This is a genomic window from Rhodonellum sp. (genome assembly GCF_030656585.1).
GTDB lineage: Bacteria > Bacteroidota > Bacteroidia > Cytophagales > Cyclobacteriaceae > Rhodonellum > Rhodonellum psychrophilum.
Window position 1 is genome coordinate 77,658 of sequence record NZ_JAUSPP010000042.1, and the last position, 23,008, is coordinate 100,665.

Below are 23,008 nucleotides of genomic sequence, written 5' to 3' on the forward strand. Positions count from 1 at the left end.
TTAAGATTTATCTGATTTGGAAAAACCCAAAGGATTCCAAAGGACTTTCGGTAAACTACTTTTGGTTTTTTAACTTCAAAAATCAGGAATTAAGTAATTTTAACATACTGCTGGGGCCTTTGATAAAAAACTGTTTTTATTTAATGAAAGGTTCAGCTAAATTTTCGGATTAAAGCCCAAAAAAATATGACAAGATCCAATTGGATATTGATTTGCCTTTTCAGTTTAATCGTTCATCCCAACTTTGCCCAAAACCAGCCTTCTTCAAAGCTATACCACGAGCTTCTTAAGTTAAAGGAAACCAAGAGGATTCTCTTTGTAGCGGCTCATCCAGATGATGAAAACACAAGATTGATTTCCTATCTGGCAAATGGAGAACACGCAGAAGTCGCCTATTTATCCTTAACAAGAGGGGATGGAGGTCAAAATCTCATTGGGAAAGAATTGGGGATAGAACTTGGCCTTATCAGGACACATGAATTGCTTAAGGCTAGAGAAACAGATGGGGGAAGACAATTTTTCTCAAGGGCTTTGGATTTTGGGTACAGCAAGGACCCAGATGAAACTCTCAATAATTGGGACAAGGAAAAACTCCTTTCCGATGTGGTTTGGATCATTCGAAGCTTCCAACCTGATATCATCATCAACCGATTCAATTCCATTCCTGGAACCACTCACGGTCAACATACCACTTCTGCGATACTTTCAACGGAGGCTTTTTCAAAAGCAGCTGATAAAAAAGCTTTTCCCGAGCAACTTAAAAATACTGGGATTTGGCAAGCAAAGCGGATTTTTTGGAATGCCTACAATTGGGGTGGCCAATATGAGCCAGAAGAAGGGAAAGTCTATTACCAATTTTCGGTAGGGGAATATAACCCGCTTTTGGGCGCAACTTACTCCAAGATTGCGGCGGATAGCAGAACCATGCACAAGTCTCAAGGGTTTGGCTCTACTGCCCAGATTGGCTCCGGAAATGATTTTGTGGAATTGATCAAGGGAGAAGCATTTGAAAAAAATCCTTTTGAGAATATCCCAAACAGATGGGAGCAAATAGGGAATGGAAAGCAAATTGAATCGGAGATTCAAAAAGCCATGGACAATTTTGATTTTACCAACACGGAAAACAACCTACCAAGGCTGATTGAAATCAAAAAAATGATGGCAGAGGAAAAATCCGATGCGGTTTGGTTCCAAGAAAAAAAGGAGCTTATCGACAAAATCATTTTAGGAAATTTGGGTGTCCAATCCGAATTTACAGTCCGGAAGGAAATCGCCTATCCAGGAGAAAAAATTACCGGTGATTTGGTTTTCAATAATCCGAGTAGAATTCCAATTCAGGTTTTGGCTTTTGAAAGTCCCTTGATGAATATGGAATTGAATCAAGAGGCAAAAAGTAATCAAACCATCACCAAAAACGTGGAAATCAGCATTCCGAAAGATTATCCTGTTTCGCAACCCTTTTGGCTTGAAAACCCATTGGACAATAGCCTTTTTGATATTAGAGAGCAGCATAAAATCGGCCCTGCCATCAATGGTTACAGTATAAAAGGGAATTTGTCTCTCTCCATTTCAGGCCAAAAAATATTGCTTGAACTGCCATTGATGTACAAATACAATGACCAAGTAGACGGGGAAATTAAACAACCATTCACCCTTGTACCAGAGGTAAATGTGAGCTTGGATAAAAATGATGTTTTTTTGGTGCCGGGAGCTGACCATAGCCTTAAAGTAGAAGTTTCATTCAGAAACCAAATTTTAGCCGGAAACCTAAGTTTAAAAGGTTTGAATGCAGGGGATTATAAAATTGTTGGGGAACAAAAAGATGATTTAAGGAAAAGGATAGTCTATGATCTGGTTTTTGAAAAATCTGACATGGAAAAGAAAACTGTTTTGATTTCTTACATCACGGAAGATGGCAGGACCTTTAATCAAAACATGAAACGAATTCTTTATAAGCACATCCCAAACTTGACCTATTTCACGACATCTACAGTAGGCTTGGTTAAAATGGATTTAAAAATTTCCGGTCAGAAAATTGGTTATATCAATGGTGCTGGGGATGATGTCCCGGGGGTTTTGAAAAACCTTGGTTACCAGGTTTCCTTAATAGAAAATGGTGATTTCAATCAGGGTAAGTTATCTGAATTTGCAACGATAATCGTTGGGATCAGGGCATTTAATGTCAATCAAGCCCTTGCGGACAATCATTCACTTTTGATGGAGTATGTGAAACAGGGTGGGAATTTGATTGTTCAATACAATACAAACTCACCATTGTTGACCAAAAACCTGGGACCCTATCCATTTTCCATCTCTCGAGATCGAGTCGCCGTGGAAGATTCTCCCGTAAAAGCAGATTTTACTCATCCAATATTCAGTTCTCCAAACCAAATCAAAATGTCTGATTTTAAAGGTTGGGTACAGGAAAGAGGGCTCTATTTTTTGACAGATTGGGATAAGAATTATAGTTCACCACTTACCCTACAGGATCCGGGTGAAGATCCATCCCAAGGAAGTTTGCTTTTTACCCAATATGGAAAAGGAACCTATACGTATTCGGGAATTTCTTGGTTTAGACAATTGCCGGCAGGGGTGCCTGGAGCAGTAAAGATATTTGTAAACCTAATCGAACAGGGAAGTGGAAGATAAAATCAACTGGAATAGATGGTATTTTGCACTGATAGCCGTATTGGGTATCCTGATTCTCTTGTTCTACTGGCTCTCTAATCATTTCTCATGAGTATTCTGGATTGGGTTGTCCTGTTTGGTACCTTGTTTTTGATAGTGGCCTATGGGGTTTATAAAACCTATGGTCCAAAGGACATGGACAGCTATCTAAGGGGAGACAGCGATATGAATTGGTGGACGATTGGCTTGTCCATAATGGCTACGCAAGCTTCGGCCATTACCTTTTTGAGTACGCCTGGCCAAGCCTATGAAGATGGAATGCGGTTTATCCAGTTTTATTTTGGTTTACCCGTGGCCATGATTATTCTTTCCGTCACTTTCATTCCAATTTTCTACAAACTCAAGGTTTTTACGGCATATGAGTATTTGGAAAATCGCTTTGACATGAAAACGCGGACCTTGGCAGCACTGCTTTTTTTGGTCCAAAGGGGATTGGCAGCCGGGATTACCATTTACGCCCCGGCAATTATTCTTTCGACACTTTTGGGTTGGAACCTTAATTGGACCTGTATTTTCATTGGGATTTTGGTCATCATTTACACCGTGTCCGGAGGAACCAAAGCAGTGTCAATTACCCAAAAACAACAGATGGGCGTAATGATGGGGGGGATGATTCTGGCTGGAATCTTGGTGATTTATATGTTGCCGGTAAAGTTTACGGAAGCCCTCCATGTTGCCGGTAAAATGGAGAAATTGAATATTGTCAACTTTGAATTTGACTTTGCAGATCGTTATAATTTTTGGTCAGGAATGACCGCTGCGGTCTTTTTGTTTCTTTCTTATTTTGGAACGGATCAATCACAAGTACAGCGCTACCTTAATGGCAAATCATTGGCACAAAGCAGGAAGGGCTTGATTATGAATGGGCTTTTGAAAGTACCGATGCAATTTGTCATTCTTTTTATTGGCGTGATGGTATTTGTATTCTATCAGTTTTTCCAACCTCCCGTGGTCTTCAATAAAGTGCAGACCGAGCAATTGGAAAACAGTGCCTACAAGGAAGAATATGGTTTGCTTCAGGAAAAATTTTCTACTGCCTTTGCACAAAAATCTGTGGAGATCACCGCACTTTTGGCCGCAGTAGAAAAAGATGACGAAAACGGCATTGCTGTGGCCAAAGGAAAAATCCAGGAACAGGATGCCAAACAAGAATCCATTCGAGAAGAAGTGAAAGGGTTGATTGTGAAAAACAATGCGAATGCAGAAACCCGTGACACGGATTATGTATTCATGAGATTTGTGATGGACTATCTGCCCCAAGGAATCATAGGCTTGTTGTTTGCGGTGATTTTCAGTGCGGCCATGTCTTCTACCGCCTCCGAATTGAACGCTTTGGGATCCACGACAACGATAGATCTCTACAAGAGGTCAGTGAATACCAAAGCGAGTAAAGTCCACTATATGCACTCTTCGAAGTGGTTTACGGCCATTTGGGGAGTCTTTGCCATTCTCTTTGCCACTTATGCGACCTTATTTGAAAATTTGATCCAAGCTGTAAATCTTTTGGGATCTCTTTTTTACGGTACCATTTTGGGGATTTTCCTGGTGGGATTTTACATGAAATGGATCAGGGGAAATGCTGTCTTTCTGGCTGCTTTAATGGCAGAGGCCGTTATTCTATTGATTCATTGGAAAAATGGGGAGACTGTATTTGAAATAGACATCAACATCGGGTTTCTTTGGTACAATGCCATTGGATGTTTGTTGGTGATGTTTTTTGCCATGGTCATTCAGGGAATTTTCGGTAAAAAGTTGGAGGAAGTTAAATAATTGTTTTAGCGATTCATTTTGGGGAAAAACCTGATTTGTAAATTGGATTTGATTGATTTTTGGAAAATTAATATTCGGACTTCTTACAGCCATTAATATTTCACGATCATCCAAAACACTTAATCTCGATTCTTACGGATCCTGTGAATACTGTCCCTAATGTTACATTGCGAATTCTATTTCAGTCTGAAATCAAAAAATAATCAATCTTTGCATGAGATTTTTGACTTAACCCTATCTGTAACATGCCTTGTTCTCAAAGTAATATGATTTTCGCATGGTTTCAACTACTTCAGGAAGCCTGATGAATATTCCATCTACCTTACCTCAAGTTAGCTGCTTTACTTTGCTTTCTCAATGTCTTGGAATTCGGGTTTAACAAGGTAGTTTTAAAAACAATAAAGGGCAATACGCACAAATTTTGTACGTATTGCCCTTTATTTTAATTTATATCATAAGTTGGATGTGGATGTATCGGATAGAAAATCGCGTGATTATCGGGTAATCGGCTGGGGAAAGACTGCCATGCTTTCATGCCCATTTTGACCAACGGCCTGAACGCCAAAGAAAAAATTATCCTTTGAATAGGGGATGGTCAGCGTATTCTCCTCCGTATAAAACTTCTTTTCCCACATGGAAGAATCCGTTTCACGCATCAGGACATAATAGCCCTTTGCCTTACCGGTTTTGGGAGCATCCCATCTGAGTGTCGAGGTATTGCTTAGCTTACGGACATCTATTCCCACGCTTTGAGGCTCCGATGGTGCAGCGGCCAATACAGCCAAGGAAGCCAGGTTGATTCCCGTGATTTTTCGCATGTATTCAAAATCCACAAATTCCGGGAGATCCCCGTATTGGATACCGTCTTCCACACGCACATTTTCATGTTGGTGGTAATAATTTTCGTTCATCTCGCATACCCGGATGGCAGTAAACCCTTCTTTGGCGAAGGGTGTATGGTCGCCACCACGGAGGAATCGGTCATTTCTATACACCAATTTCACTTCCAATTGGTCTACATAGCGCTCACCGGTTTCTTTGATAAAACGGGCCAATTGCCTGGATTTGCTGTCGTTTTCGGCATTGGTATACCGGCGAATGGCGGTCATTTGCTCTGTTTCCACAGCTGGCACACCTTCAGAAAAAATCCTGACACGGGTATTGTCATTGATATTGGTTTGGGAGGAATTGCTGTTGCCGATCATGTCATTGTTGAGCATGGCAACCAAGTTCCAATTCTCACTTTTTGCTTTTTTGGCGAGGTATTCGGCACCCTTAAGTCCTTGTTCTTCTCCACTGACTACAACAAATACAATTGTAGCCTGGAATGCTTTTTTGGACATGATTTTCGTCAATTCTATGATGGCAGCGACTCCTGAGCCGTCATCATTGGCGCCCGGAGCATCTATTTCAGTATTCATGATGTCCAATGCTCGACTGTCGATATGAGCAGAAATAATAAAAATCCGATCATCGTTCGGATCTGTACCTTTTAATGTGGCCATTACATTTCCCAATTGGCTGTCCGAAGGAATCCTTCTTCCATCAGCAGGAATGGTAAAGATGTCTAATTCAGAAGTCAACCTTCCACCTGAAGCCGCCTCAAAGGATTTAAAATGATCCAAAACATAGTTTTGGGAAGCAAGAATTCCTTCCTTAGGATCATTTTTGCTCAAGGTATGCCTGGTCCGAAAAGCAGCCAGGGCTCTGACATATCCCTCAAGGCTTTCGGCGGAAATTTCCGAGACCATCTGTTGGATTTCAGCATTCCTATGGATGATTTGTGTTTGGCCGATGGTCAAATGGACGGTGAAATAAGCGATCAGGATTAATATTTTTTTCATTTTGCAATAGGATGAATGTTAAACAATTAAATTTACCTATCTATAGTTTACTTCCAAATAATAATTACATGAACGATCTTATGAGACCCAAAGAAGGTGAATATGCACCTTTTTATGCCGGATATATTTCTTTGGTCATTGGCCAAGACCTACCGAAAATTTTGCTTGGACAAATCAATGCAATAAAAGAACATTTCGAAAAAGTCGGAGAGGAGAATTCCAAGCTTGCTTACGCATCCGGTAAATGGTCTCAAAAGGAGGTTTTGGGACACGTTACAGACACTGATAGGATCATGACCTTTAGGGCATTGTGTTTTGCAAGGGGTGAAAAAGCATTGATGCCAGGTTTTGACCAAGATGAATATGTGGTTCGGGCAAAATTCAATGCCGTTCCTTTGGTAGAGCTCTTGGATGATTTCGAGAAATCGAGGCATGCTCTGGTTGCGTTGATGAAAACCATTCCGAATGACGCAATGCTCAACATTGGAAACGCCAATGGATTCGGCGTAAGCGTTCGCGCTTTGTTCAATATTATCCCAGGACATGCCGAGCACCATTTGCATATTTTGAAGACGCTTTATGCACGTGGATAGCACCATGGTTTTTTTTTCACCGATTGAGATTAAAAAAAAATCAAATTAAGAGCCTGCTTTTGATATTGATTTTAAATGGGTGTTTTTTGTCGAGAGGGTAAGCCACCTTTGGAATCAGAAAAATATATAATGGAAAAAGAAATAAAAAACCAATTGTACTAAAAAATTAGATTGAGATTAAGAAAAAAATAGTAAATTTGTTGAATTTATCCATTAGAAAAATAGTATAAAAATGAAAAGAACAAGAGCACAGGAATCACGCGCGGCCATTGAGAGGCTTTATATTACCATGCGTCACCTCTTTATGAGAGGTTCATATAAACCCATGGGAGTTTCTGGTGAGTCCTTGGTGAGTTCACTCTTGGTATTGAGTCCGGAAATATATGGCTTGGTGACAGACACTGAAAAAATTGAACTGGAGGGTTTGCTTTATGTAATGGAAAGACTTCCAAGAGGGATAGAGGAATGCAGATATGTCCAATTGATCAGTAGGGAAGGGTATGAAAGTGCCAATTTCCCGACTTTGGTACCCAACAGAAGAAAAAGAAATTGTTACCGTGTGGACCAAGACCAAATGTTTGTGGAAATGACCCGTGGCAAATCTGATATCTATGATATTCTTACCCACCTTACTTTCCTCTACATGGAAGCTGAGAAAATAAGGTTGAACAGCACTGACCACAAAGGGAAAATCAACTTGAATTGGGAAATGCTGGCAAAAATAGTTAAAAAGGAATCCTTGGGTGAAGAATTTGACCAACAAGCAGCCTGTTCTTATCTGAGCCACATTACCGGAAGGACATTTGATGAGACACAACAGTCGGTCGATAAATTCAAAGCGTCATCCAATTCAAATAGCCTTTTCTCCATCGTCTATCACCTTGGAAAATTGGCAATGGATGAGTTTTATGAGGAAAAAGACAGGGAAATATCATTTTCTGCCACTTTAAGAGAAAGGGTAGGACATCACGTTTACGGTGAACTTTGGGCCAATAGGATAAAGGCAGTTTTGGATGAAGAAGGGCTTTTGGAAAGGCCGATCCATGTGATCTCTGCGAATCTCCATAGTGTACTCAATACCATTTATGGATTCCAAGCTTTTGGTTTGAATTCATTTGAGGAAATAGAACAAATCGCTTTGGATATCAGTGTGGGTTCAAAAAGCAACAAGGCGAAGGACATCCATAACTATGCTTCAAAAAATGGGTTTATAGATCTGCCTGATCTTTCGGGAACGAACATCGGGGTGCAGATTTTTGACACGGCCAAGATGTCAAAGGATTCGATTTTGCCGGGCATAATGCTCCCTAAAGAAGATAAAAAGAAGCCAGTCATATTGGTGATGGATTATGCCTTTGGAGAGCAAGCCTATGAATGTTTTGATGAGCTGCTCAAGCCTTATGAAAAAGGATCCATTTCCACCCCTTTGGATATTGTCACTGCTTCTATTATGGGCAAAGCAGGAATCCTCAAAGGAACCAAAGGTGATTTGATGATTCCAACAAGCCATGTTTTTGAAGGAACTGCGGACAATTATCCCTTCAAGAATGAATTTAAAAAAGAAGACTTTGAAGGATTTGGATTGGGAGTGTATGAAGGTCCAATGATCACGGTCTTGGGAACCTCGCTTCAAAACAAGGATGTTTTGGCCTACTTCATGGATTCTTCTTGGAAAGCCATAGGATTGGAAATGGAAGGTGCCCATTACCAAAAAGCCATTCAGGCAGCAAGTAAAATTCGCCACAGTATCCGTAAAAATGTCAAGGTGTTTTATGCTTATTATGCATCAGACAATCCTTTGGAAACAGGGGGTACACTTGCATCAGGTGCTTTGGGGATGGATGGCGTTAGACCCACTTACCTGATTACGCATAGAATCCTTGAAAGAATCTTTTCTTGAAAAAAGAGCCATTTATTTGATTATCAGAATCTCTGCACGTAACATGCAGAGATTCATTTTTTTATGGGGATTGGTTTTTTTTCAACAATCCCAAGAGTGAATACTATCATGCGATTGTATGATTTTCCTCATGTTTTCCCCATTATTAGCGATCTACCTTTGATTCATAATCAAATCACAGATTGTTATGAATATTCTAAAATTTTGCAGGTTACAAATAATCCTGATCGGATTGATAGCGCTTAGTCTCCCAGCTTTCGCTCAAGTAAATTATACCATGGCTCCTGGAGCAGAACTGAAAATATCAGGGACGTCGAGTCTTCATGATTGGGATATGGTCTCGAATACCGCTTCGGGAAAAGCCGAGTTTGTTCTTGAAGGCGGAAAACTGTCAGATGTTAAAATGGCGACCATTGAGATGCCCGCAGAAAGTATAAAAAGCGGAAAGAGCGCGATGGATAAAAATGCCTATGCTGCTTTGAAAACCAAGGATCACAAGCAGGTCAAATTTGCGTTAAAAAGCTTTGTCCAAAAAGGCAACGGATACGAAGCTGTTGGTGATTTCACGATATCTGGCGTGACAAAAACAGTGAGTTTACCTGTTACCTTTTCCAAAACCGGAGATAAAATCAATTTCAAAGGCTCACATCCCTTTAAACTTACTGATTTCAATATTGATCCTCCAACAGCCCTGTTTGGTACAGTCAAAACCGGAAATGAAGTAAGTATCCATTTCAATGTAACATTCCAACCTACAAAATAAATTAACATTATGAAAAAGTACATCTTAACTATGGTTGCCTTGGGAGGCATATCTATGTCCCTAATGGCCCAAGGTCTCCAACGCGATATGCAATATTGGAGATCCTATGATCAAAGAGGCTTGAATGTTTTCGAAACCGGGAAAATAGATTCCGTCGGGTTCGAAGGGATGAAAGTCAGAATTGGAGGGCATTTCACTCAACAGTGGCAAAACCTCAGCCACAGCAATACCGCAACCGAAAGATTGGTAAATGGTGCTAATGCGAATCAATTGATTGAAATCGGAGCTGGGACTAACCTTGCCACAGCCAACCTGAACATTGACGTCGCTTTGGCAGATGGTATTCGATTGAACCTTGTTACTTATCTTTCTTCCAGACACCACTCCGAGTCTTGGGTAAAAGGTGGATATATTCAAGTGGACAAAGTCGCCTTCCTAAATAGTCCAATTATGGATAAAATATTTGAAAAAGTGACTTTAAGAGTCGGACACATGGAGATCAATTACGGTGATGCACACTATAGAAGATCCGACAATGGAAATGCCATGTACAATCCTTTCATAGGAAATTACATCATGGATGCTTTTACAACCGAAGTAGGTGGTGAGCTTTATTTCCAAAGCAATGGCTTCTTGGCAATGGGTTCTGTCACAGGCGGTGAAATCCAAGGAGGTGTCACGAATCCTTCCAGAAGAAAACCAAGTTTTATTGGTAAATTGGGTTTCGATAGGAATCTGAACGAAAATGTCCGTGTTAGATTGACCGGCTCTGTGTATACTACAGAAGGTTCCTCAAGAAATACGCTTTATGGCGGTGACAGAGCAGGTTCAAGATATTACACAGTTATGGAAAATATTGCAGCTGCTTCCGCTTTCACTTCAGGAAGAATCAATCCTGGACAAACGGATAATATTACGGCCATGGTCCTCAATCCATTCGTTAAAATACATGGATTTGAGTTCTTTGGTAATCTGGAAAGATCCAAGGGGAAAGCTGCAAATGAAGCAGATGAGAGAACTTGGAATCAGGTAGGTCTTGATGGAGTTTACAGATTTGGGTTACAGGAAAAATTCTACTTGGCGGCCAGATATAACAAAGTCAGTGGACCTTTGGCTCCTACTCAAACTGGTCCAGCTATAGACGTAAGCATTGATAGGGTTCAGATTGGTGGGGGATGGTTTGTAACCAAAAACATCCTTGCTAAAATTGAATATGTAAGCCAAAATTACAACGACTTTGCCGCATCTGACATCAGAAATGGTGGTAAATTCAATGGCTTGATGATTGAAGGTGTAATCGGTTTCTAAATCATAAAAACATGCGTGTCCTACTTGCTTTTATCGTTCTTATGATCCATTTGGGTCCCAAAGAAAAGGATTTGATCGTCAACGAGAAAACAATCTCTGTGACAGGAAATACTTCACTGGGTGGCTTCACTTGTGATTATTGCGATAAAAGTATAGGGGACACGCTTGTTATTAATGGTGTCCAAAAAAATGGAGATTTGATTTTTGATATTTTGGTGAAAGAGTTTTCCTGTGGCAATTTTATTTTGAACAAAGATTTCAGAAAAACCATCAAAGCAGAGCATTATCCCTATGCAAGAATAAGGGTCAGTAACTTAAAATCCAGAGGAATGCATTATACCTGCGACTTGTCGGTTGACTTAGCAGGAAAAAAATTGGAATTCAAAGCACTCGCGCTCCAAAACAAAAACAGAGAACTCAAGGCTGATTTAATTTTGAGCTTTGACCAACTTGAATTGGAAGCTCCAAAAAAAATGGGTGGACTCATTAAAGTTGATGAGTCACTTGCCCTTGAAATCAAACTGGGATATTAGAATCTCTCCAATTTCAAACTTGCCCCAGTACCAATTTTTTAAACAGGAAACCAATCAGAATCGCGAGCCCAAAGCTCAGCAAAGTTCCTATCAATATATATTCTGTCAATTTTCTATCCCTTGCCAACCTCAGGTCCCCAAATCTGAAAATTGATTTTGCAGCAAGCAAAAATCCTATTCCACCCAAAAAGTCCAGCAGAACAAATCCAAAGATGAACAAACGTTCCAACATCCCGATGTATCTTCCCGCCTTTGCCAAGGAATCCCCATCCTTCTCTTCTGTTTTCGGACTCCAGGGAGAGATGATTACCTTGATCAAAATGGCCCCGACAAAGGTCACCATCACCAATGCCAATAAAAAATAGCCCAGTTCTGCCGAGCCTAGAAATTGCCAGTCGATCTTCATGGGTTCATACATTTGGCTGATCAAAGCCAATGAAACCAAATGGAGCATTTGGTCCAAAAAAAACAGCAAACGTTCATTTTTCTCGTTGGTCCAATAGATTTTGATCAAGTCAATTCCATAATGACTGATCAAGATCAATAAAAATCCCAACCAAAAAGAAATGTCAAAAAACAAGACCGTGGCAAGTAATAAAGCGTGAACCCCCAAATGAAAATATAGCTTTCGGGATTTGTAGCCTTTTTTCTCTTTGTCTTTAACCCAAGAATAAGGTTGAAATACAAAATCCCCAAGTAAATGCGCCAGTAAAAATTTAAAAAACAGTATCATTTAAGCTTAATTTGATTGTTGATTAATTGTCTGAAACGTGTCTCCAATTTTTGGATTTGCTCCCAACCCGCTCTTTTTAGCCGCTCGCTTACTCTCCCTTGGCTAATATTCAAGATTTCCGCCAACTCATTTTGATTGGCTTTTGGATGCTCTAACCTCATTTTTACGATTTCGGCACCTGCAGGGGTCCAACCATCCATGGTCATCAATGCCAAGCTGATGGCAAGATTCATTTCCTCATCGATCTCTGACCATGGTGTTTTGAGCGACAGGGTTTGGTCCTTGAGTTTTTCAAAGGATTCTCCAGAGTGGATGAAGGCACTACCATTGGATTCACTGATTTTTGGGGCGTCATGCGTTTTCTCGCCTATTCCAATGGCCATCCGGACATCGACTCCTTTGATGGATCTGATATTTGCTTTGATCTTGATGGCAGTCAAAAGACTTTCCTCGGGTGGCTTTACTTCCAATTGGAAATGATCTCCCCTGAAAATCTCCCAGGCTTTGGGTTCGTTTCCTTGTCCATTTAAAATCTCCTTAAGAGGAACCATCCAAAGGGTTGGCTCGATTTTTCTGGAATTGATGATATCACCTGTAATGATGCTGACCATAAATAAACATGTTTGATCAAAAATATCTGTTTTTTAGCAGATATGCAAAAATATCCGCCTATAACCAGATATATTGTATTATCTGCCTATGAGCAGATAAATTAAAATATCTGTTTCCGGACAGATATGAAAATCGCTAAACTGCCTCCCCAAAAACCCGAATCCATTTGGTCACGTTGAGATCCAAATGGAAGTTTATTTTGGCTTTATAGATTTCAAAAAAAATCATTGAAAAGGGAAAAATATTGATGGTTAAATTTGTAAATCGAACTGGTATTCTATTTAGATTTGTATTGTGAATAAAAGTCCTAAAAAAGCAATCTCCATACTACTGATAGCCATCATGGCTTTTATCAGTACGGGTTTGCCTTTTTTTGAATCGAGTAAAATTGACAAGCAGGCAGATTCGGAGATTAAATCAACTTTTCAAAATTCGAGTTTAGATCTTGCAGATGGATTGGCTTATTTGTTGGATGCAGACAAAAATGATTTCAATACCATAAGAATTGATGTAAAAAACACTCTGTTTTATTATTTCAGTTCCTTTACAATCCAATGGAAACACGACGGAGAAGTATCAAAAATACTTGCTTTGTCCAGACTGGTGTCAGTCAATTTAACCATTTCTACCCTTATTTTTCCTTTTGCCTATTTTTGGTAATACGTATATTTTTTAGAATGCAAGGAGGCTATATGCCTCATTACCAAATCAATATATAAATCCGCGGGTTGAAAAATGCGAATGTCACCATTCATTCCATTAGCGGCCTGCTTATCAATCTGAAACAAAATGTTCGAAATAGATTATATCACAATTGGCTTTGCCGTGGTTTTATCCGTGGCATTTATGACCCCTCTGTACCTGAATCACAGAAAAAACAAAAAAATAGAGGAAACTGAAAATCAATTTCTTGCCGCTCTGGCCAAAGAAAAAGGACTTCATTTCTCCCACAAAGAAATCTGGAGGAATCGCTATATGTTGGGTTTGGATACCCAGCTTAAAAAGCTGGTGTATGTACATTTTGAGGAAGTTCCCGTGGTAATAGAAATTGACCTTGATCAAATTCAATCGATCGAAATTCATGAAAAAACCCATGAAATTGGTGGTGAAAAGGAAAAAAGAAAGGTCACTGATAACCTGGATTTGACTTTTCACACAAGAAATCCTCAAAGGAGGCAGGTCACATTGGAGTTTTATGATGCTGAAAAATTCTCGGATTTGAACGGGGAATTGCCATTGATCAGAAACTGGCAATCCCTTCTTCAGTCCAACTTGAAAATAAAAGAATTGGTTAGCGCAGTTTAAATCAAAAAATATGGAAACCGTCAAAATCATCAACAAAGAGCAACTTTCTGATTTTCATTTTTCCAAGGTGGATGTTATACAGGGAGCAGCACAACAAAAGCTCCGATTGACCGACCTCAATCATGCTCGGGTTTTGGGCAATGTAGACCACACCAAAGTGAAGATTATCTTTGTAAACGAATTGGGTAATCCCGCAATGGTGGAAACAACCATCTGGGCGGTGACAGAAGAAAGCATCTGTCTCAAAGGTGCCTTGTTTATCCCCATCATCGCAATCCTTCAAATTGCATTCTAATCAAAAAGAGGCCTGAATTTTCAGGCCTCTTTTTCAATACCCAAAATCCGAGGATCAAGGCACCTCTCTTGGATGATAATCTCTCAATTTAATTTGTTCACTGATGCTGTGAACAAATCAATTGATGTCAATTCAGGATCAATTGCTCTAAGGCCTTATTCATTTTCTCAAACTCAAAAGCAGCAAGCTTTCGATCCATTTTGGCCTTGATTTCTTTTGTGCAAAGATTACCAATGCTTCCCTCATGGCTATGTTTTAATTTTTCCTGATCGGGCTTAAAATCATCTGCCTCAATTGCATATCCCACCTTTTTATAGGCATCGCGAAAAGGAACTCCCTGCAGGACCAAATGATTGACTTCCTCAACACTAAATACGTGCTTGTAGAATGGATCCTTCAGGATGTTTTCTTTCACCTTGATTTCCTTCAACATGAAAATGGTCATCTTGATGCAATCCAAAGTGGATTCCATCCCAGGGAAGATCGATTCTTTCAGCAACTGTAAATCACGATGGTAACCGGTGGTCATATTTGTCAGCAGCAAGGCAATGGTTTGTGGAAGTGCCTGAATCTGATTGGTCTTGGCCCGGATAAGCTCAAATACATCGGGGTTTTTCTTGTGTGGCATGATGCTGCTTCCCGTGGTGAGTTCATCGGGAAAAGTGATGAATCCAAAATGTTGGTTCATGAAAAGGCAAATATCTGCTGCCAATTTATTCAGCGTACCGGACAAACCAGACAAGGCAAATGAAATGTATTTCTCTGTTTTTCCACGGCTGTTCTGGGCATTGATGACATTGTGATGAAGGTCAGCAAATCCCAATAATTGGGTAGTCAAACTTCGGTTCAGTGGAAAGGAAGAGCCGTATCCCGCCGCAGATCCCAAAGGATTTTTGTTTGACAATTGGTAAGCGGCTAGCAAAAGATCCATGTCTTCCGTCAAGCTTTCCGCAAAGGAGCCAAACCAAAGCCCGAAGGAGGAAGGCATGGCCAATTGTGTATGCGTGTAACCTGGCATCAAGTCCTTATTGTGTTTTTCCGAAAGGTCTTGAAGCAAGCTGAAAAGTTCTTCCGTAGCTTCTACCAGTTCCCGCAGTGCAGCCCTGTAATACAGTTTGAGATCCACCAAAACCTGATCGTTTCTGGATCGGCCACTGTGCAGTTTTTTGCCCACATCTCCGAAGCGCTGGGTAAGCAAAAATTCCACTTGTGAATGGACGTCTTCCACACCCTCTTCGATTCGGAATTGGCCTTTTTCGATTTCGAGGTAAATTTCCTTCAGCCCTTTTTTAAGTGTGGCCAATTCATCGGAAGTCAACAGGCCGATTTCTTCCAACATGACCGCGTGGGCAACCGATCCCAAAACATCGAAGGGTGCCAAAATAATGTCAAATTCAGGATCACGCCCGATGGTGAATGCTTCAACTTCTTTTTTGCTGTTGGTGTCTTTTTGCCAGAGTTTCATTTTTTTGATATTAATAAGGTAATCTGTACCCTAAATGGTGATTTGATTTATGATTTTTCGGTATGCATGTACCTATCCAATAATTCCACATAGACTTTGATCCCATTTTGGATTTCCTCCAAAAAAATAAATTCGTCCGGACTATGCGACCGGGCGGAATCACCTGGTCCTATTTTGACAGATGGGTAAGGGATAAGCGCTTGATCGGAAAGGGTAGGGCTTCCATACTGGTCCATGTTCATGGATTTCCCAACGGCTAAAATGGGGTGATTCTCAGGAATGTGAGAGGATTTTAACCGCATGGACCTGGGTGTCAATGTGGCGCTTAGATTTTGTTTCAATTCAGCCAATATTTCTTCAAGCGTGTAGCTGTCCGTAATCCTAACATCCAATGTATAGCGGCAAATATCCGGAACAACATTGTGTTGGCTACCTGCCTGAAGGATGGTGGCAGTGACTTTGGTTTCTCCCAAATACGGGGAAATCTTTTGGAATTTGTAGGATCTGATCAAATTCAAATCATCCAAGGCCTTGTATATGGCATTGTCACCTTCATTTCTTGCGGCATGGCCCGCCATGCCCTTTACTTCGGCATCAATCACCATAAGTCCCTTTTCGGCCACAGCCATTTGTAGCAAAGTAGGTTCCCCTACGATGGCAAGTTCAAATTCAGGCAGTTGGGACAAGATGGATTCGATTCCATTTTGTCCTGAAATTTCTTCCTCCGCTGTTGCTGCCATCACCAAGTTGTAAGGCAAATCTTGGTCATAATAAACTAAAAATGCGGCTATCAAACTGACAAGACAACCGCTAGCATCATTGCTGCCCAAACCGAATAATTTACCATCTTCAACAATCGCTTTGAAAGGATCTTTTGTATAGCCGGCATTTGGCTTCACGGTGTCGTGGTGGGAATTGAGTAGGATGGAGGGTTTTAACGGATCAAAAAACTTATTGAAAACGATCACATTGTTGTTTTCTCGCTTGGTAATGATTCCTCTCTGCTCAAAAAAATCCTGTATCAAGTCTGCGGATTTTTCTTCTTCCTTACTGAAAGAAACGGTCTCAATCAATGATTTCAGTAAGGCTATGGCTTCTTCACCCAAATTTGAAAATGTTAAATTGTTTGATGAATTCATTTTTTGGATACCTGTATTTTTTTTCCGAACGGATGAAAACGTACGGATTTCACACAATTCATTGGAAGCGATACTTCCAATGAATTGCTTCTAATAAAGATCGTATTTATGTTTTTCAATCGTCGTGCCAGAGAGTTTTCCTTTGGCAGCGAGCAATAGGTTTTCCGCTTTTCCTATCCAAACATGGTTTACCCCCTTATTGAGAGCCGAAAAAGCATTGTCCAGTTTGGGGATCATTCCTGAATGGATTACATTTTCCTTTTTGAGTTCGGAATAAATCTCTTCATTGATCAAAGGAATAATGGAATTGTCGTTTTTTTCATCGATCAAAACGCCTGCTTTGTCAAAACAAAAATAAAGGTTGACATTGTGTTTTGTGGCCAAAGACGTAGCCATGACTGAGGCGATGGTATCCGCATTGGTATTCAGCAATTGGCCCTTTTTATCATGGGTGATCGCACACACAACGGGGAGCAAGTTTCCCGATAACATAGTTTCCAACAAATCAATGTTGATCTCCTTGATATCCCCAACAAATCCATAGTCTATGGTCTTCACGGGTCTTTTGATGGACCTTATCAAATTGCCGTCGGCACCAGTCATTCCCAAGGCGTTTTGCTTGAGATGTTGAAGTTTGGCCACAATCTGTTTGTTGATCAATCCCGCATACACCATGGTGACAACGTCCAGGGTATCTTTGTCGGTGATCCTTCTTCCATCTACCATTTCGGGCATAACACCCAAGCTTTCGCCAAATTTGGAAGCCATGATGCCTCCTCCGTGGATCAATATCTTATTCCCTGGAAACCTTGAAAAAAGATAAAGAAATTCATTCAATTTTTCGGGATAATCAATGACATTTCCTCCGATTTTAATGATGCTGATATTCATGGGTGATATGGATTTGGCTGAATTTCTTTATTCAATAATCTTACTCAAAACCGCCTGAGCAGCATATATCCTGTTGGCAGCTTGCTGTTGAATCAAGCTTCTGGGCCCATCCAGGATTTCATCCGAAAGTTCCACGTTTCTTCTGACAGGGAGGCAATGCATGACTTTAGCGTTATTGGCAAATTCAAAATGCTTTTCTGTCAACATCCATGAATCGTCCGTACTCAGGATTTTTCCATACTCGTTGAATCCAGACCAGTTTTTGACATAAACAAAATCTGCGCCTTCAAGGGCTGTTTTCTGGTCATATTCTATTTTTGCCCCTTTGGTAAATTCAACATCCAGTTCGTATCCTTCCGGGTGTGCAATCGTCAAGTCATGTCCACAACCAATTGCCCATTCTGCAAAAGAATTGGCTACGGCATGAGGAATGGCTTTGATGTGTGGCGCCCAAGTAAGGACAATTTTTGGGCTTTTTCCGGCAATTTGATTTTCCTGAATGGTAATCATGTCGGCTAGGCTTTGCAAGGGATGCCGAATGGCACTCTCTAGACTGATAACTGGTTTTCCTGAATACTTCACAAACTGATTGAAAACAAAATCCTCTGTATCTTCTTGTTTGTTTGAAAGGGAGGGGAATGCCCGAATGGCCAAAACATCAAAGTACGTTCCCAAAACTGCAGCTGCATCTTTGATGTGTTCTACTGTGCCTTTGTTCATTACCGCACCGTCTTGCATTTCCAAAGCCCAACCTTCCTTGTCCATGTTGAGTACGATGGATTCCATTCCCAGATTCTGGGCCGCAATTTGCGTGCTGGCCCTTGTTCTTAGGGACGGATTCAGGAAAATACAACCCACTCTTTTTCCCAAACCTTTGGAAAGATCTTTCCTTGGGTCAGCTTTATAGAACAAAGCCTTTTGAATAAGCTGGTCAGCAATTTCCTTATTTTCGAAATTTGTAAAATGCATCATGTTGTTTTTCTCCAAAGTGGATCTTAAGATCTCTCTGTAATTTTATTCGTAGTTGTATCGAATCCATTGTGAAAATGAATAAGGAGACTTTTCTCTCCACATTCTTTTTCTATGAGCAAGGCATATCTGGTCTTAAGCCTTATTTATCCTCTTTTGTAAGGCTTAAATCAAAATTTTCTTTAAACTATCCAAAAACGAAGTTAGCTGATTTATTTTAATATTTAAAGGAGGAAGCAAACGAATGGTATGTTTTCCTGCTGAACTGCCTGTGAATATTTTGTATTTCGCAACCAATTCAGAACGAACGGGACCTGCTTCACGATCCAAATCCAACCCAATCATCAAGCCTTTTCCACGAACCTCTTTAACCCCTTGGATCTTTGGCAATTCCTCCAACAGAAATGTGCCCATTTTTTCGGCATGCTTCATGAGGTTTTCGGATTCCAGAATTTCCAATACGGCCAAACCAGCTGCGCAGGCCAGATGATTTCCTCCAAAAGTGGTTCCCAACAAACCATGGGAGGCTTTGATGTCTGGATGAATCAAAACCCCACCGATGGGAAATCCATTTCCCATTCCTTTGGCCATGGTGATCAGATCGGGTACTAACCCCTCCACCCATTGATGGGCAAAGAATCTGCCGGTTCTTCCATAGCCCGATTGTACTTCGTCAAGGATTAGTTTTGATCCGTGTTTTTTTGTCAAATTTGAAATCTCCTTCAGAAATCTAGGGTCGGGAACGTGAATCCCGCCAACACCCTGGATTCCTTCAATAATGATTCCTGCGATGTTTCCTTCTTTCAATTTGTCCTCCACAGCTTGGATATTTCCCCAAGGAAGAATATGTACATCATTCCTTTGATTGAAGGGAGCAATGATTTTGGGATTGTCGGTAAGGACTACTGCTCCTGAAGTTCTTCCGTGAAAAGCACCTGAAAAGGAAATGAAACCTGATTTTCCAGTGACAAAAGAGGCCAATTTCAAAGCATTTTCATTCGCTTCTGCGCCGGAGTTGCAAAGGAATAATTGGAAATTAGGATAACCAGACATTTCTCCCAGTTTTTCCGCCAATTCTTTTTGGATCGGAATCTGAACCGAATTGGAGTAAAAGGTGATTTGATCCAGTTGTGTTTTTAGCCTTTCGTTGAAATGCGGATGACTGTGTCCCACAGAGATCACTGCATGACCACCGTAAAGATCTAGGTATTCGATACCTTGATCATCCCAAAGATTTGATCCCAAAGCCTTTACCGGCGTCACGTTGATCAAAGGATATACATCAAATATGTTCATTTTCATGAAGTTAAAAGGCAATACTTTTGAGTTTCAATCCTGTAGTCTCTTCCAAGCCAAAAGCCAGATTGAAGTTCTGAACGGCTTGTCCGGAAGCTCCTTTGACCAGATTGTCTATCGCAGAATAAATGACCAACTGACCCATTTCCTTCTGGAGATGTAGGATGCATTTATTGGTGTTGACGACTTGCTTCAGGTCGATATCTGCTTCCGAAACATGGGTGAAGGCTGCATTTTTATAGAATTCTTGATAGGATTTGACAGCCTCTTCGATGCTTCCCTCAAATGGGAAATAAGCGGTCACCCAAATACCCCTGGAAAAATTCCCTCTATAGGGTACAAAATGGAGAGCTTCATCAAATCCTGGTTGGAGTTCAGCAAAAGTCTTTTTGATCTCCTGAAGATGCTGGTGTGTGAATAATTTATAGACAGAAAGATTATTTGTCCTGTAACTGAAATGGGAAGTGTCACTTAGCTTTTTACCTGCACCTGTGCTTCCTGTGATCCCAGAAATATGGACAGCATCTTTGACCCAACCTTTTGCGACGGCCGGGGCAAGTGCCAATTGGATGGTGGTTGCGAAACAACCAGGGTTTGCAATTTTTTTGGCATGCTGGATTCTCTCTCTGTTCACTTCAGGCAAGCCATACACGAATCCATTGCTTTCGTCCCGAAAATCGGTGCTCAAATCAATGATTACGGTATCGGTATCAAAATCATGTTTTTCCAAGAAGCCTTTCGTTTCTCCATGTGGCAATCCAAGGAATATTGCTTCAATACCTTCTCCACTCACGACGTCGGTAAATACCAAATCGGTATCTCCAATCAAATCGGGGTGAACCTGGCTGACTTTTTTTCCTTTTTGGCTATTGCTGTGCACATAGACCAATTCACAGTTGGGATGATTGACCAAAATCCTGATCAATTCTCCTCCAGTATAGCCAGCGGCCCCGATAATGGCGGTTTTAATTTTCTTCATCAGCGTGGTTTACTTGGTGGAAGATGGCAGTTTGATTCCCGAGGATTCGGGTGAACCCTTTTACATCTTCTGCCGTGTAGCCCTTGTTTATTTCCCCATAACTCCCAAATTTGGAAGCCATCAAATCATGTTCGGATTCAATGCCTATCAACTGGAATCGGTACGGAAACAAAGCTACTTTTACCGTGCCGGAAACGAAATCCTGCGTGTCAGCCAAGAAGGCTTCCAAATTCCGCATCACGGGATCCAAATAATGACCTTCATGCAAATGGGTGCCATAAAATTCGGACAATTGGTTTTTCCAGAAGGTTTGCCATTTGGTCAAGGTATGTTTTTCCAAAAGCTGATGGCTTTTGATGATAACCAAAGGTGCGGCAGCTTCAAAGCCGACTCTACCCTTGATTCCTATAATGGTATCTCCGACGTGGATATCCCTGCCAATTCCGTAAGGGGCAGCAATTTCTTGAATTTTCAGGATGGCGTCCACTGGGTTATCATATTCAATTTCGTTGACGGCCTTAATTTCCCCCTTTTCGAAGGTGATGCTTATTTCTTCTGAACCAACTTTGCTAATCTGAGTAGGCCAAGCTTCTTCTGGTAGGGTTTGACTTGAAGTCAAGGTTTCTTTTCCTCCTACCGATGTTCCCCATATTCCTTTGTTGATGGAATAGGCGGCTTTTTCGAAATTCATCGATACCCCATGTTTTTGTAAGTACAGAATCTCGTCCTGTCTGCTGAGTTTGAGGTCACGGATGGGCGTGATGATTTCAATGTCCGGAACGATCGTCTGAAAAATCATGTCAAATCGAACCTGGTCATTCCCAGCTCCGGTACTGCCATGGGCGACACTTTTTGCGCCTATTTTTTTTGCGTATTCCGCTAAGGTTTTTGCTTGGAGAATCCTCTCGGCACTCACGGATAGGGGATAGGTCTGATTTTTCAACACGTTCCCAAAAACCAAAAATTTGATAACTTCCTCGTAATACGCTTTTGTCACTTCCAAGACCGTAAAGGAAGCGATTCCAAGGCTATTTGCTCTTTCTTCGGTTTCTTCAAGTTCGGCTTGGGAAAATCCACCGGTATTGATCAAAACAGCATGCACTTCATATCCCAAATCTTTGGATAAATGCAATGCACAAAAAGTGGTGTCCAATCCTCCGCTATATGCCAATACTACTTTTTTCATTTTTATGGGTTTTAATTAACAGTTAGGTTCTTAAGTTTAAAATAAGCCAAACGTTTTGTTCTTTGTCTTTTTGAGATTGAGCATGACGAATTTTTTCAGTCTCGTCCATCGCTCAAACAGCTTGATATTTTTCTTGAAATCCGTTCTCAAAGCCAAATCCTCGTGAGTGTCCTTTATCGCTTTTGGTTCATACAACATCGCTGTACATAAGCAATTCTGTTTTTCTTTGCTTTTCAGGATTTCGTAATTGATACAGCTTTGGCATCCCTTCCAAAATTGCTCATCATCGGTGAGGTCCCCATAAGAAACGGGTATATAGCCCAATTCGGAATTGATTTTCATGACTGCAGCACCGGTGGTGAGTCCGAAGATTTTGGAATCCGGGTATTTGGCTCTGCTCAATTTGAAAATTTCTTTTTTGATCAGTCGGGCAAGTCCAAATTTTCTGAATTTTGGCGCTACGATCAGCCCCGAGTTTGCGACAAATTTACCGTGACCCCAAGCCTCTATATAGCAAAACCCTGCCCATTCTCCCTCCTTGGTCAAGGCGATTACTGCCTTTCCTTCCATCATTTTCATTTTGATGTATTCGGGAGATCTTTTAGCGATACCGGTCCCACGCGCCTTGGCAGATTGCTCCATTTCATCAGTGATGGTTTCGGCAAACTTACTGTGCTGCTCGGTGGCTGGCTGAATGATAAATGAAATATTATCCATTATTATCAAATTGGGGAAATAA

The 23,008-nt window shown here is 40.8% G+C and carries 21 protein-coding genes; 10 read left to right on the forward strand and 11 right to left on the reverse strand.

Going from position 1 to position 23,008, the window contains the following annotated elements; all coding sequences use genetic code 11:
• The first annotated feature begins 186 nt into the window (after nt 1–186).
• Together Q7J63_RS11070 and Q7J63_RS11075 are read left to right on the forward strand one after the other, a co-directional pair.
• The gene (locus Q7J63_RS11070) at nt 187–2,649 is read left to right on the forward strand and encodes a PIG-L family deacetylase (protein ID WP_304886128.1); all 2,463 of its coding nucleotides are present in this window, start codon (nt 187–189) and stop codon (nt 2,647–2,649) included.
• An 87-nt stretch (nt 2,650–2,736) separates the two neighbouring features.
• Nucleotides 2,737–4,458, forward strand: a complete 1,722-nt coding sequence (locus tag Q7J63_RS11075) for a sodium:solute symporter (RefSeq protein ID WP_304886130.1) — start codon at nt 2,737–2,739, stop codon at nt 4,456–4,458.
• 494 nt (nt 4,459–4,952) lie between these two features.
• Here the strand turns inward: Q7J63_RS11075 and Q7J63_RS11080 are convergent, their stop codons facing one another.
• A complete protein-coding gene (locus Q7J63_RS11080) occupies nt 4,953–6,302 on the reverse strand; it encodes a M28 family metallopeptidase (RefSeq protein ID WP_304886131.1) in 1,350 nt (449 codons plus the stop codon).
• Nucleotides 6,303–6,370: 68 nt separating this feature from the next.
• Here Q7J63_RS11080 and Q7J63_RS11085 point away from each other — a divergent pair, with 68 nt between their 5' ends.
• From Q7J63_RS11085 to Q7J63_RS11105, 5 genes are all read left to right on the forward strand, one after another.
• Nucleotides 6,371–6,895 (forward strand): DinB family protein, encoded by a 525-nt coding sequence (locus Q7J63_RS11085; RefSeq protein ID WP_304886133.1) that lies wholly within the window; start codon nt 6,371–6,373, stop codon nt 6,893–6,895.
• Between the two features lie 232 nt (nt 6,896–7,127).
• A complete protein-coding gene (locus Q7J63_RS11090) occupies nt 7,128–8,795 on the forward strand; it encodes a hypothetical protein (protein ID WP_304886135.1) in 1,668 nt (555 codons plus the stop codon).
• Between the two features lie 187 nt (nt 8,796–8,982).
• Nucleotides 8,983–9,558 (forward strand): YceI family protein, encoded by a 576-nt coding sequence (locus Q7J63_RS11095; protein ID WP_019598809.1) that lies wholly within the window; start codon nt 8,983–8,985, stop codon nt 9,556–9,558.
• 9 nt (nt 9,559–9,567) lie between these two features.
• Nucleotides 9,568–10,866, forward strand: a complete 1,299-nt coding sequence (locus Q7J63_RS11100; protein WP_304886138.1) for a hypothetical protein — start codon at nt 9,568–9,570, stop codon at nt 10,864–10,866.
• Between the two features lie 11 nt (nt 10,867–10,877).
• Nucleotides 10,878–11,399 (forward strand): hypothetical protein, encoded by a 522-nt coding sequence (locus tag Q7J63_RS11105; protein WP_026333738.1) that lies wholly within the window; start codon nt 10,878–10,880, stop codon nt 11,397–11,399.
• A 13-nt stretch (nt 11,400–11,412) separates the two neighbouring features.
• Here the strand turns inward: Q7J63_RS11105 and Q7J63_RS11110 are convergent, their stop codons facing one another.
• Together Q7J63_RS11110 and Q7J63_RS11115 are read right to left on the reverse strand one after the other, a co-directional pair.
• A complete protein-coding gene (locus Q7J63_RS11110; protein ID WP_304886141.1) occupies nt 11,413–12,132 on the reverse strand; it encodes a DUF3307 domain-containing protein in 720 nt (239 codons plus the stop codon).
• Nucleotides 12,129–12,743 carry a sigma factor-like helix-turn-helix DNA-binding protein gene (locus Q7J63_RS11115; RefSeq protein WP_304886143.1) on the reverse strand — a complete coding sequence of 205 codons (615 nt, stop codon included), beginning with the start codon at nt 12,741–12,743 and terminating at the stop codon, nt 12,129–12,131. The genes Q7J63_RS11110 and Q7J63_RS11115 overlap by 4 nt, the downstream gene beginning before the upstream one ends.
• A 295-nt stretch (nt 12,744–13,038) precedes the next feature.
• Between Q7J63_RS11115 and Q7J63_RS11120 the strand changes: the two genes are divergently transcribed.
• From Q7J63_RS11120 to Q7J63_RS11130, 3 genes are all read left to right on the forward strand, one after another.
• On the forward strand, nt 13,039–13,404 hold the full coding sequence (locus Q7J63_RS11120) for a hypothetical protein (protein ID WP_019598803.1): 366 nt from the start codon (nt 13,039–13,041) through the stop codon (nt 13,402–13,404).
• A 129-nt stretch (nt 13,405–13,533) separates the two neighbouring features.
• Nucleotides 13,534–14,049: a hypothetical protein gene (locus Q7J63_RS11125; protein WP_304886145.1), complete on the forward strand. Its 516-nt coding sequence runs from the start codon at nt 13,534–13,536 to the stop codon at nt 14,047–14,049.
• Between the two features lie 10 nt (nt 14,050–14,059).
• Complete coding sequence (locus Q7J63_RS11130) at nt 14,060–14,344, forward strand: hypothetical protein (RefSeq protein WP_304886147.1); 285 nt, start codon at nt 14,060–14,062, stop codon at nt 14,342–14,344.
• Nucleotides 14,345–14,471: 127 nt separating this feature from the next.
• Here the strand turns inward: Q7J63_RS11130 and argH are convergent, their stop codons facing one another.
• The 8 genes from argH to Q7J63_RS11170 all read right to left on the reverse strand — a co-directional run bounded on the left by argH (nt 14,472) and on the right by Q7J63_RS11170 (nt 22,986).
• Nucleotides 14,472–15,809 carry an argininosuccinate lyase gene (gene argH / locus Q7J63_RS11135; protein ID WP_304886149.1) on the reverse strand — a complete coding sequence of 446 codons (1,338 nt, stop codon included), beginning with the start codon at nt 15,807–15,809 and terminating at the stop codon, nt 14,472–14,474.
• A gap of 47 nt (nt 15,810–15,856) precedes the next feature.
• On the reverse strand, nt 15,857–16,948 hold the full coding sequence (locus tag Q7J63_RS11140) for a M20 family metallo-hydrolase (protein ID WP_304886151.1): 1,092 nt from the start codon (nt 16,946–16,948) through the stop codon (nt 15,857–15,859).
• A 90-nt stretch (nt 16,949–17,038) separates the two neighbouring features.
• The gene (gene argB / locus Q7J63_RS11145; RefSeq protein WP_019598797.1) at nt 17,039–17,839 is read right to left on the reverse strand and encodes an acetylglutamate kinase; all 801 of its coding nucleotides are present in this window, start codon (nt 17,837–17,839) and stop codon (nt 17,039–17,041) included.
• Nucleotides 17,840–17,866: 27 nt separating this feature from the next.
• Nucleotides 17,867–18,811, reverse strand: coding sequence for an acetylornithine carbamoyltransferase (locus tag Q7J63_RS11150; protein ID WP_022582221.1), 945 nt, complete (start codon nt 18,809–18,811; stop codon nt 17,867–17,869).
• A 162-nt stretch (nt 18,812–18,973) separates the two neighbouring features.
• Nucleotides 18,974–20,104, reverse strand: a complete 1,131-nt coding sequence (locus Q7J63_RS11155; protein ID WP_304886154.1) for an aspartate aminotransferase family protein — start codon at nt 20,102–20,104, stop codon at nt 18,974–18,976.
• Nucleotides 20,105–20,114: 10 nt separating this feature from the next.
• On the reverse strand, nt 20,115–21,083 hold the full coding sequence (argC, locus tag Q7J63_RS11160) for an N-acetyl-gamma-glutamyl-phosphate reductase (RefSeq protein ID WP_019598794.1): 969 nt from the start codon (nt 21,081–21,083) through the stop codon (nt 20,115–20,117).
• The gene (locus Q7J63_RS11165) at nt 21,070–22,269 is read right to left on the reverse strand and encodes an argininosuccinate synthase (protein ID WP_019598793.1); all 1,200 of its coding nucleotides are present in this window, start codon (nt 22,267–22,269) and stop codon (nt 21,070–21,072) included. Before Q7J63_RS11165 ends, argC begins: the two co-directional genes overlap by 14 nt.
• Nucleotides 22,270–22,305: 36 nt before the next feature.
• Nucleotides 22,306–22,986: an N-acetyltransferase gene (locus Q7J63_RS11170; RefSeq protein ID WP_019598792.1), complete on the reverse strand. Its 681-nt coding sequence runs from the start codon at nt 22,984–22,986 to the stop codon at nt 22,306–22,308.
• Nucleotides 22,987–23,008 lie beyond the last annotated feature (22 nt).

Bases quoted from the DNA above. Each gene is read 5' to 3' on its own strand.
- Q7J63_RS11075 (WP_304886130.1), top strand. From the start codon at position 2,737: ATGAGTATTCTGGATTGGGTTGTCCTGTTTGGTACCTTGTTTTTGATA.
- Q7J63_RS11155 (WP_304886154.1), bottom strand. From the start codon at position 20,104: ATGAACATATTTGATGTATATCCTTTGATCAACGTGACGCCGGTAAAG.
- Q7J63_RS11140 (WP_304886151.1), bottom strand. From the start codon at position 16,948: ATGAATTCATCAAACAATTTAACATTTTCAAATTTGGGTGAAGAAGCC.
- Q7J63_RS11085 (WP_304886133.1), top strand. From the start codon at position 6,371: ATGAACGATCTTATGAGACCCAAAGAAGGTGAATATGCACCTTTTTAT.
- Q7J63_RS11170 (WP_019598792.1), bottom strand. From the start codon at position 22,986: ATGGATAATATTTCATTTATCATTCAGCCAGCCACCGAGCAGCACAGT.
- Q7J63_RS11100 (WP_304886138.1), top strand. From the start codon at position 9,568: ATGAAAAAGTACATCTTAACTATGGTTGCCTTGGGAGGCATATCTATG.
- Q7J63_RS11125 (WP_304886145.1), top strand. From the start codon at position 13,534: ATGTTCGAAATAGATTATATCACAATTGGCTTTGCCGTGGTTTTATCC.
- Q7J63_RS11110 (WP_304886141.1), bottom strand. From the start codon at position 12,132: ATGATACTGTTTTTTAAATTTTTACTGGCGCATTTACTTGGGGATTTT.
- argH (WP_304886149.1), bottom strand. From the start codon at position 15,809: ATGAAACTCTGGCAAAAAGACACCAACAGCAAAAAAGAAGTTGAAGCA.
- Q7J63_RS11165 (WP_019598793.1), bottom strand. From the start codon at position 22,269: ATGAAAAAAGTAGTATTGGCATATAGCGGAGGATTGGACACCACTTTT.
- Q7J63_RS11105 (WP_026333738.1), top strand. From the start codon at position 10,878: ATGCGTGTCCTACTTGCTTTTATCGTTCTTATGATCCATTTGGGTCCC.
- argB (WP_019598797.1), bottom strand. From the start codon at position 17,839: ATGAATATCAGCATCATTAAAATCGGAGGAAATGTCATTGATTATCCC.
- Q7J63_RS11150 (WP_022582221.1), bottom strand. From the start codon at position 18,811: ATGATGCATTTTACAAATTTCGAAAATAAGGAAATTGCTGACCAGCTT.
- Q7J63_RS11115 (WP_304886143.1), bottom strand. From the start codon at position 12,743: ATGGTCAGCATCATTACAGGTGATATCATCAATTCCAGAAAAATCGAG.
- argC (WP_019598794.1), bottom strand. From the start codon at position 21,083: ATGAAGAAAATTAAAACCGCCATTATCGGGGCCGCTGGCTATACTGGA.
- Q7J63_RS11130 (WP_304886147.1), top strand. From the start codon at position 14,060: ATGGAAACCGTCAAAATCATCAACAAAGAGCAACTTTCTGATTTTCAT.
- Q7J63_RS11090 (WP_304886135.1), top strand. From the start codon at position 7,128: ATGAAAAGAACAAGAGCACAGGAATCACGCGCGGCCATTGAGAGGCTT.
- Q7J63_RS11095 (WP_019598809.1), top strand. From the start codon at position 8,983: ATGAATATTCTAAAATTTTGCAGGTTACAAATAATCCTGATCGGATTG.
- Q7J63_RS11070 (WP_304886128.1), top strand. From the start codon at position 187: ATGACAAGATCCAATTGGATATTGATTTGCCTTTTCAGTTTAATCGTT.
- Q7J63_RS11080 (WP_304886131.1), bottom strand. From the start codon at position 6,302: ATGAAAAAAATATTAATCCTGATCGCTTATTTCACCGTCCATTTGACC.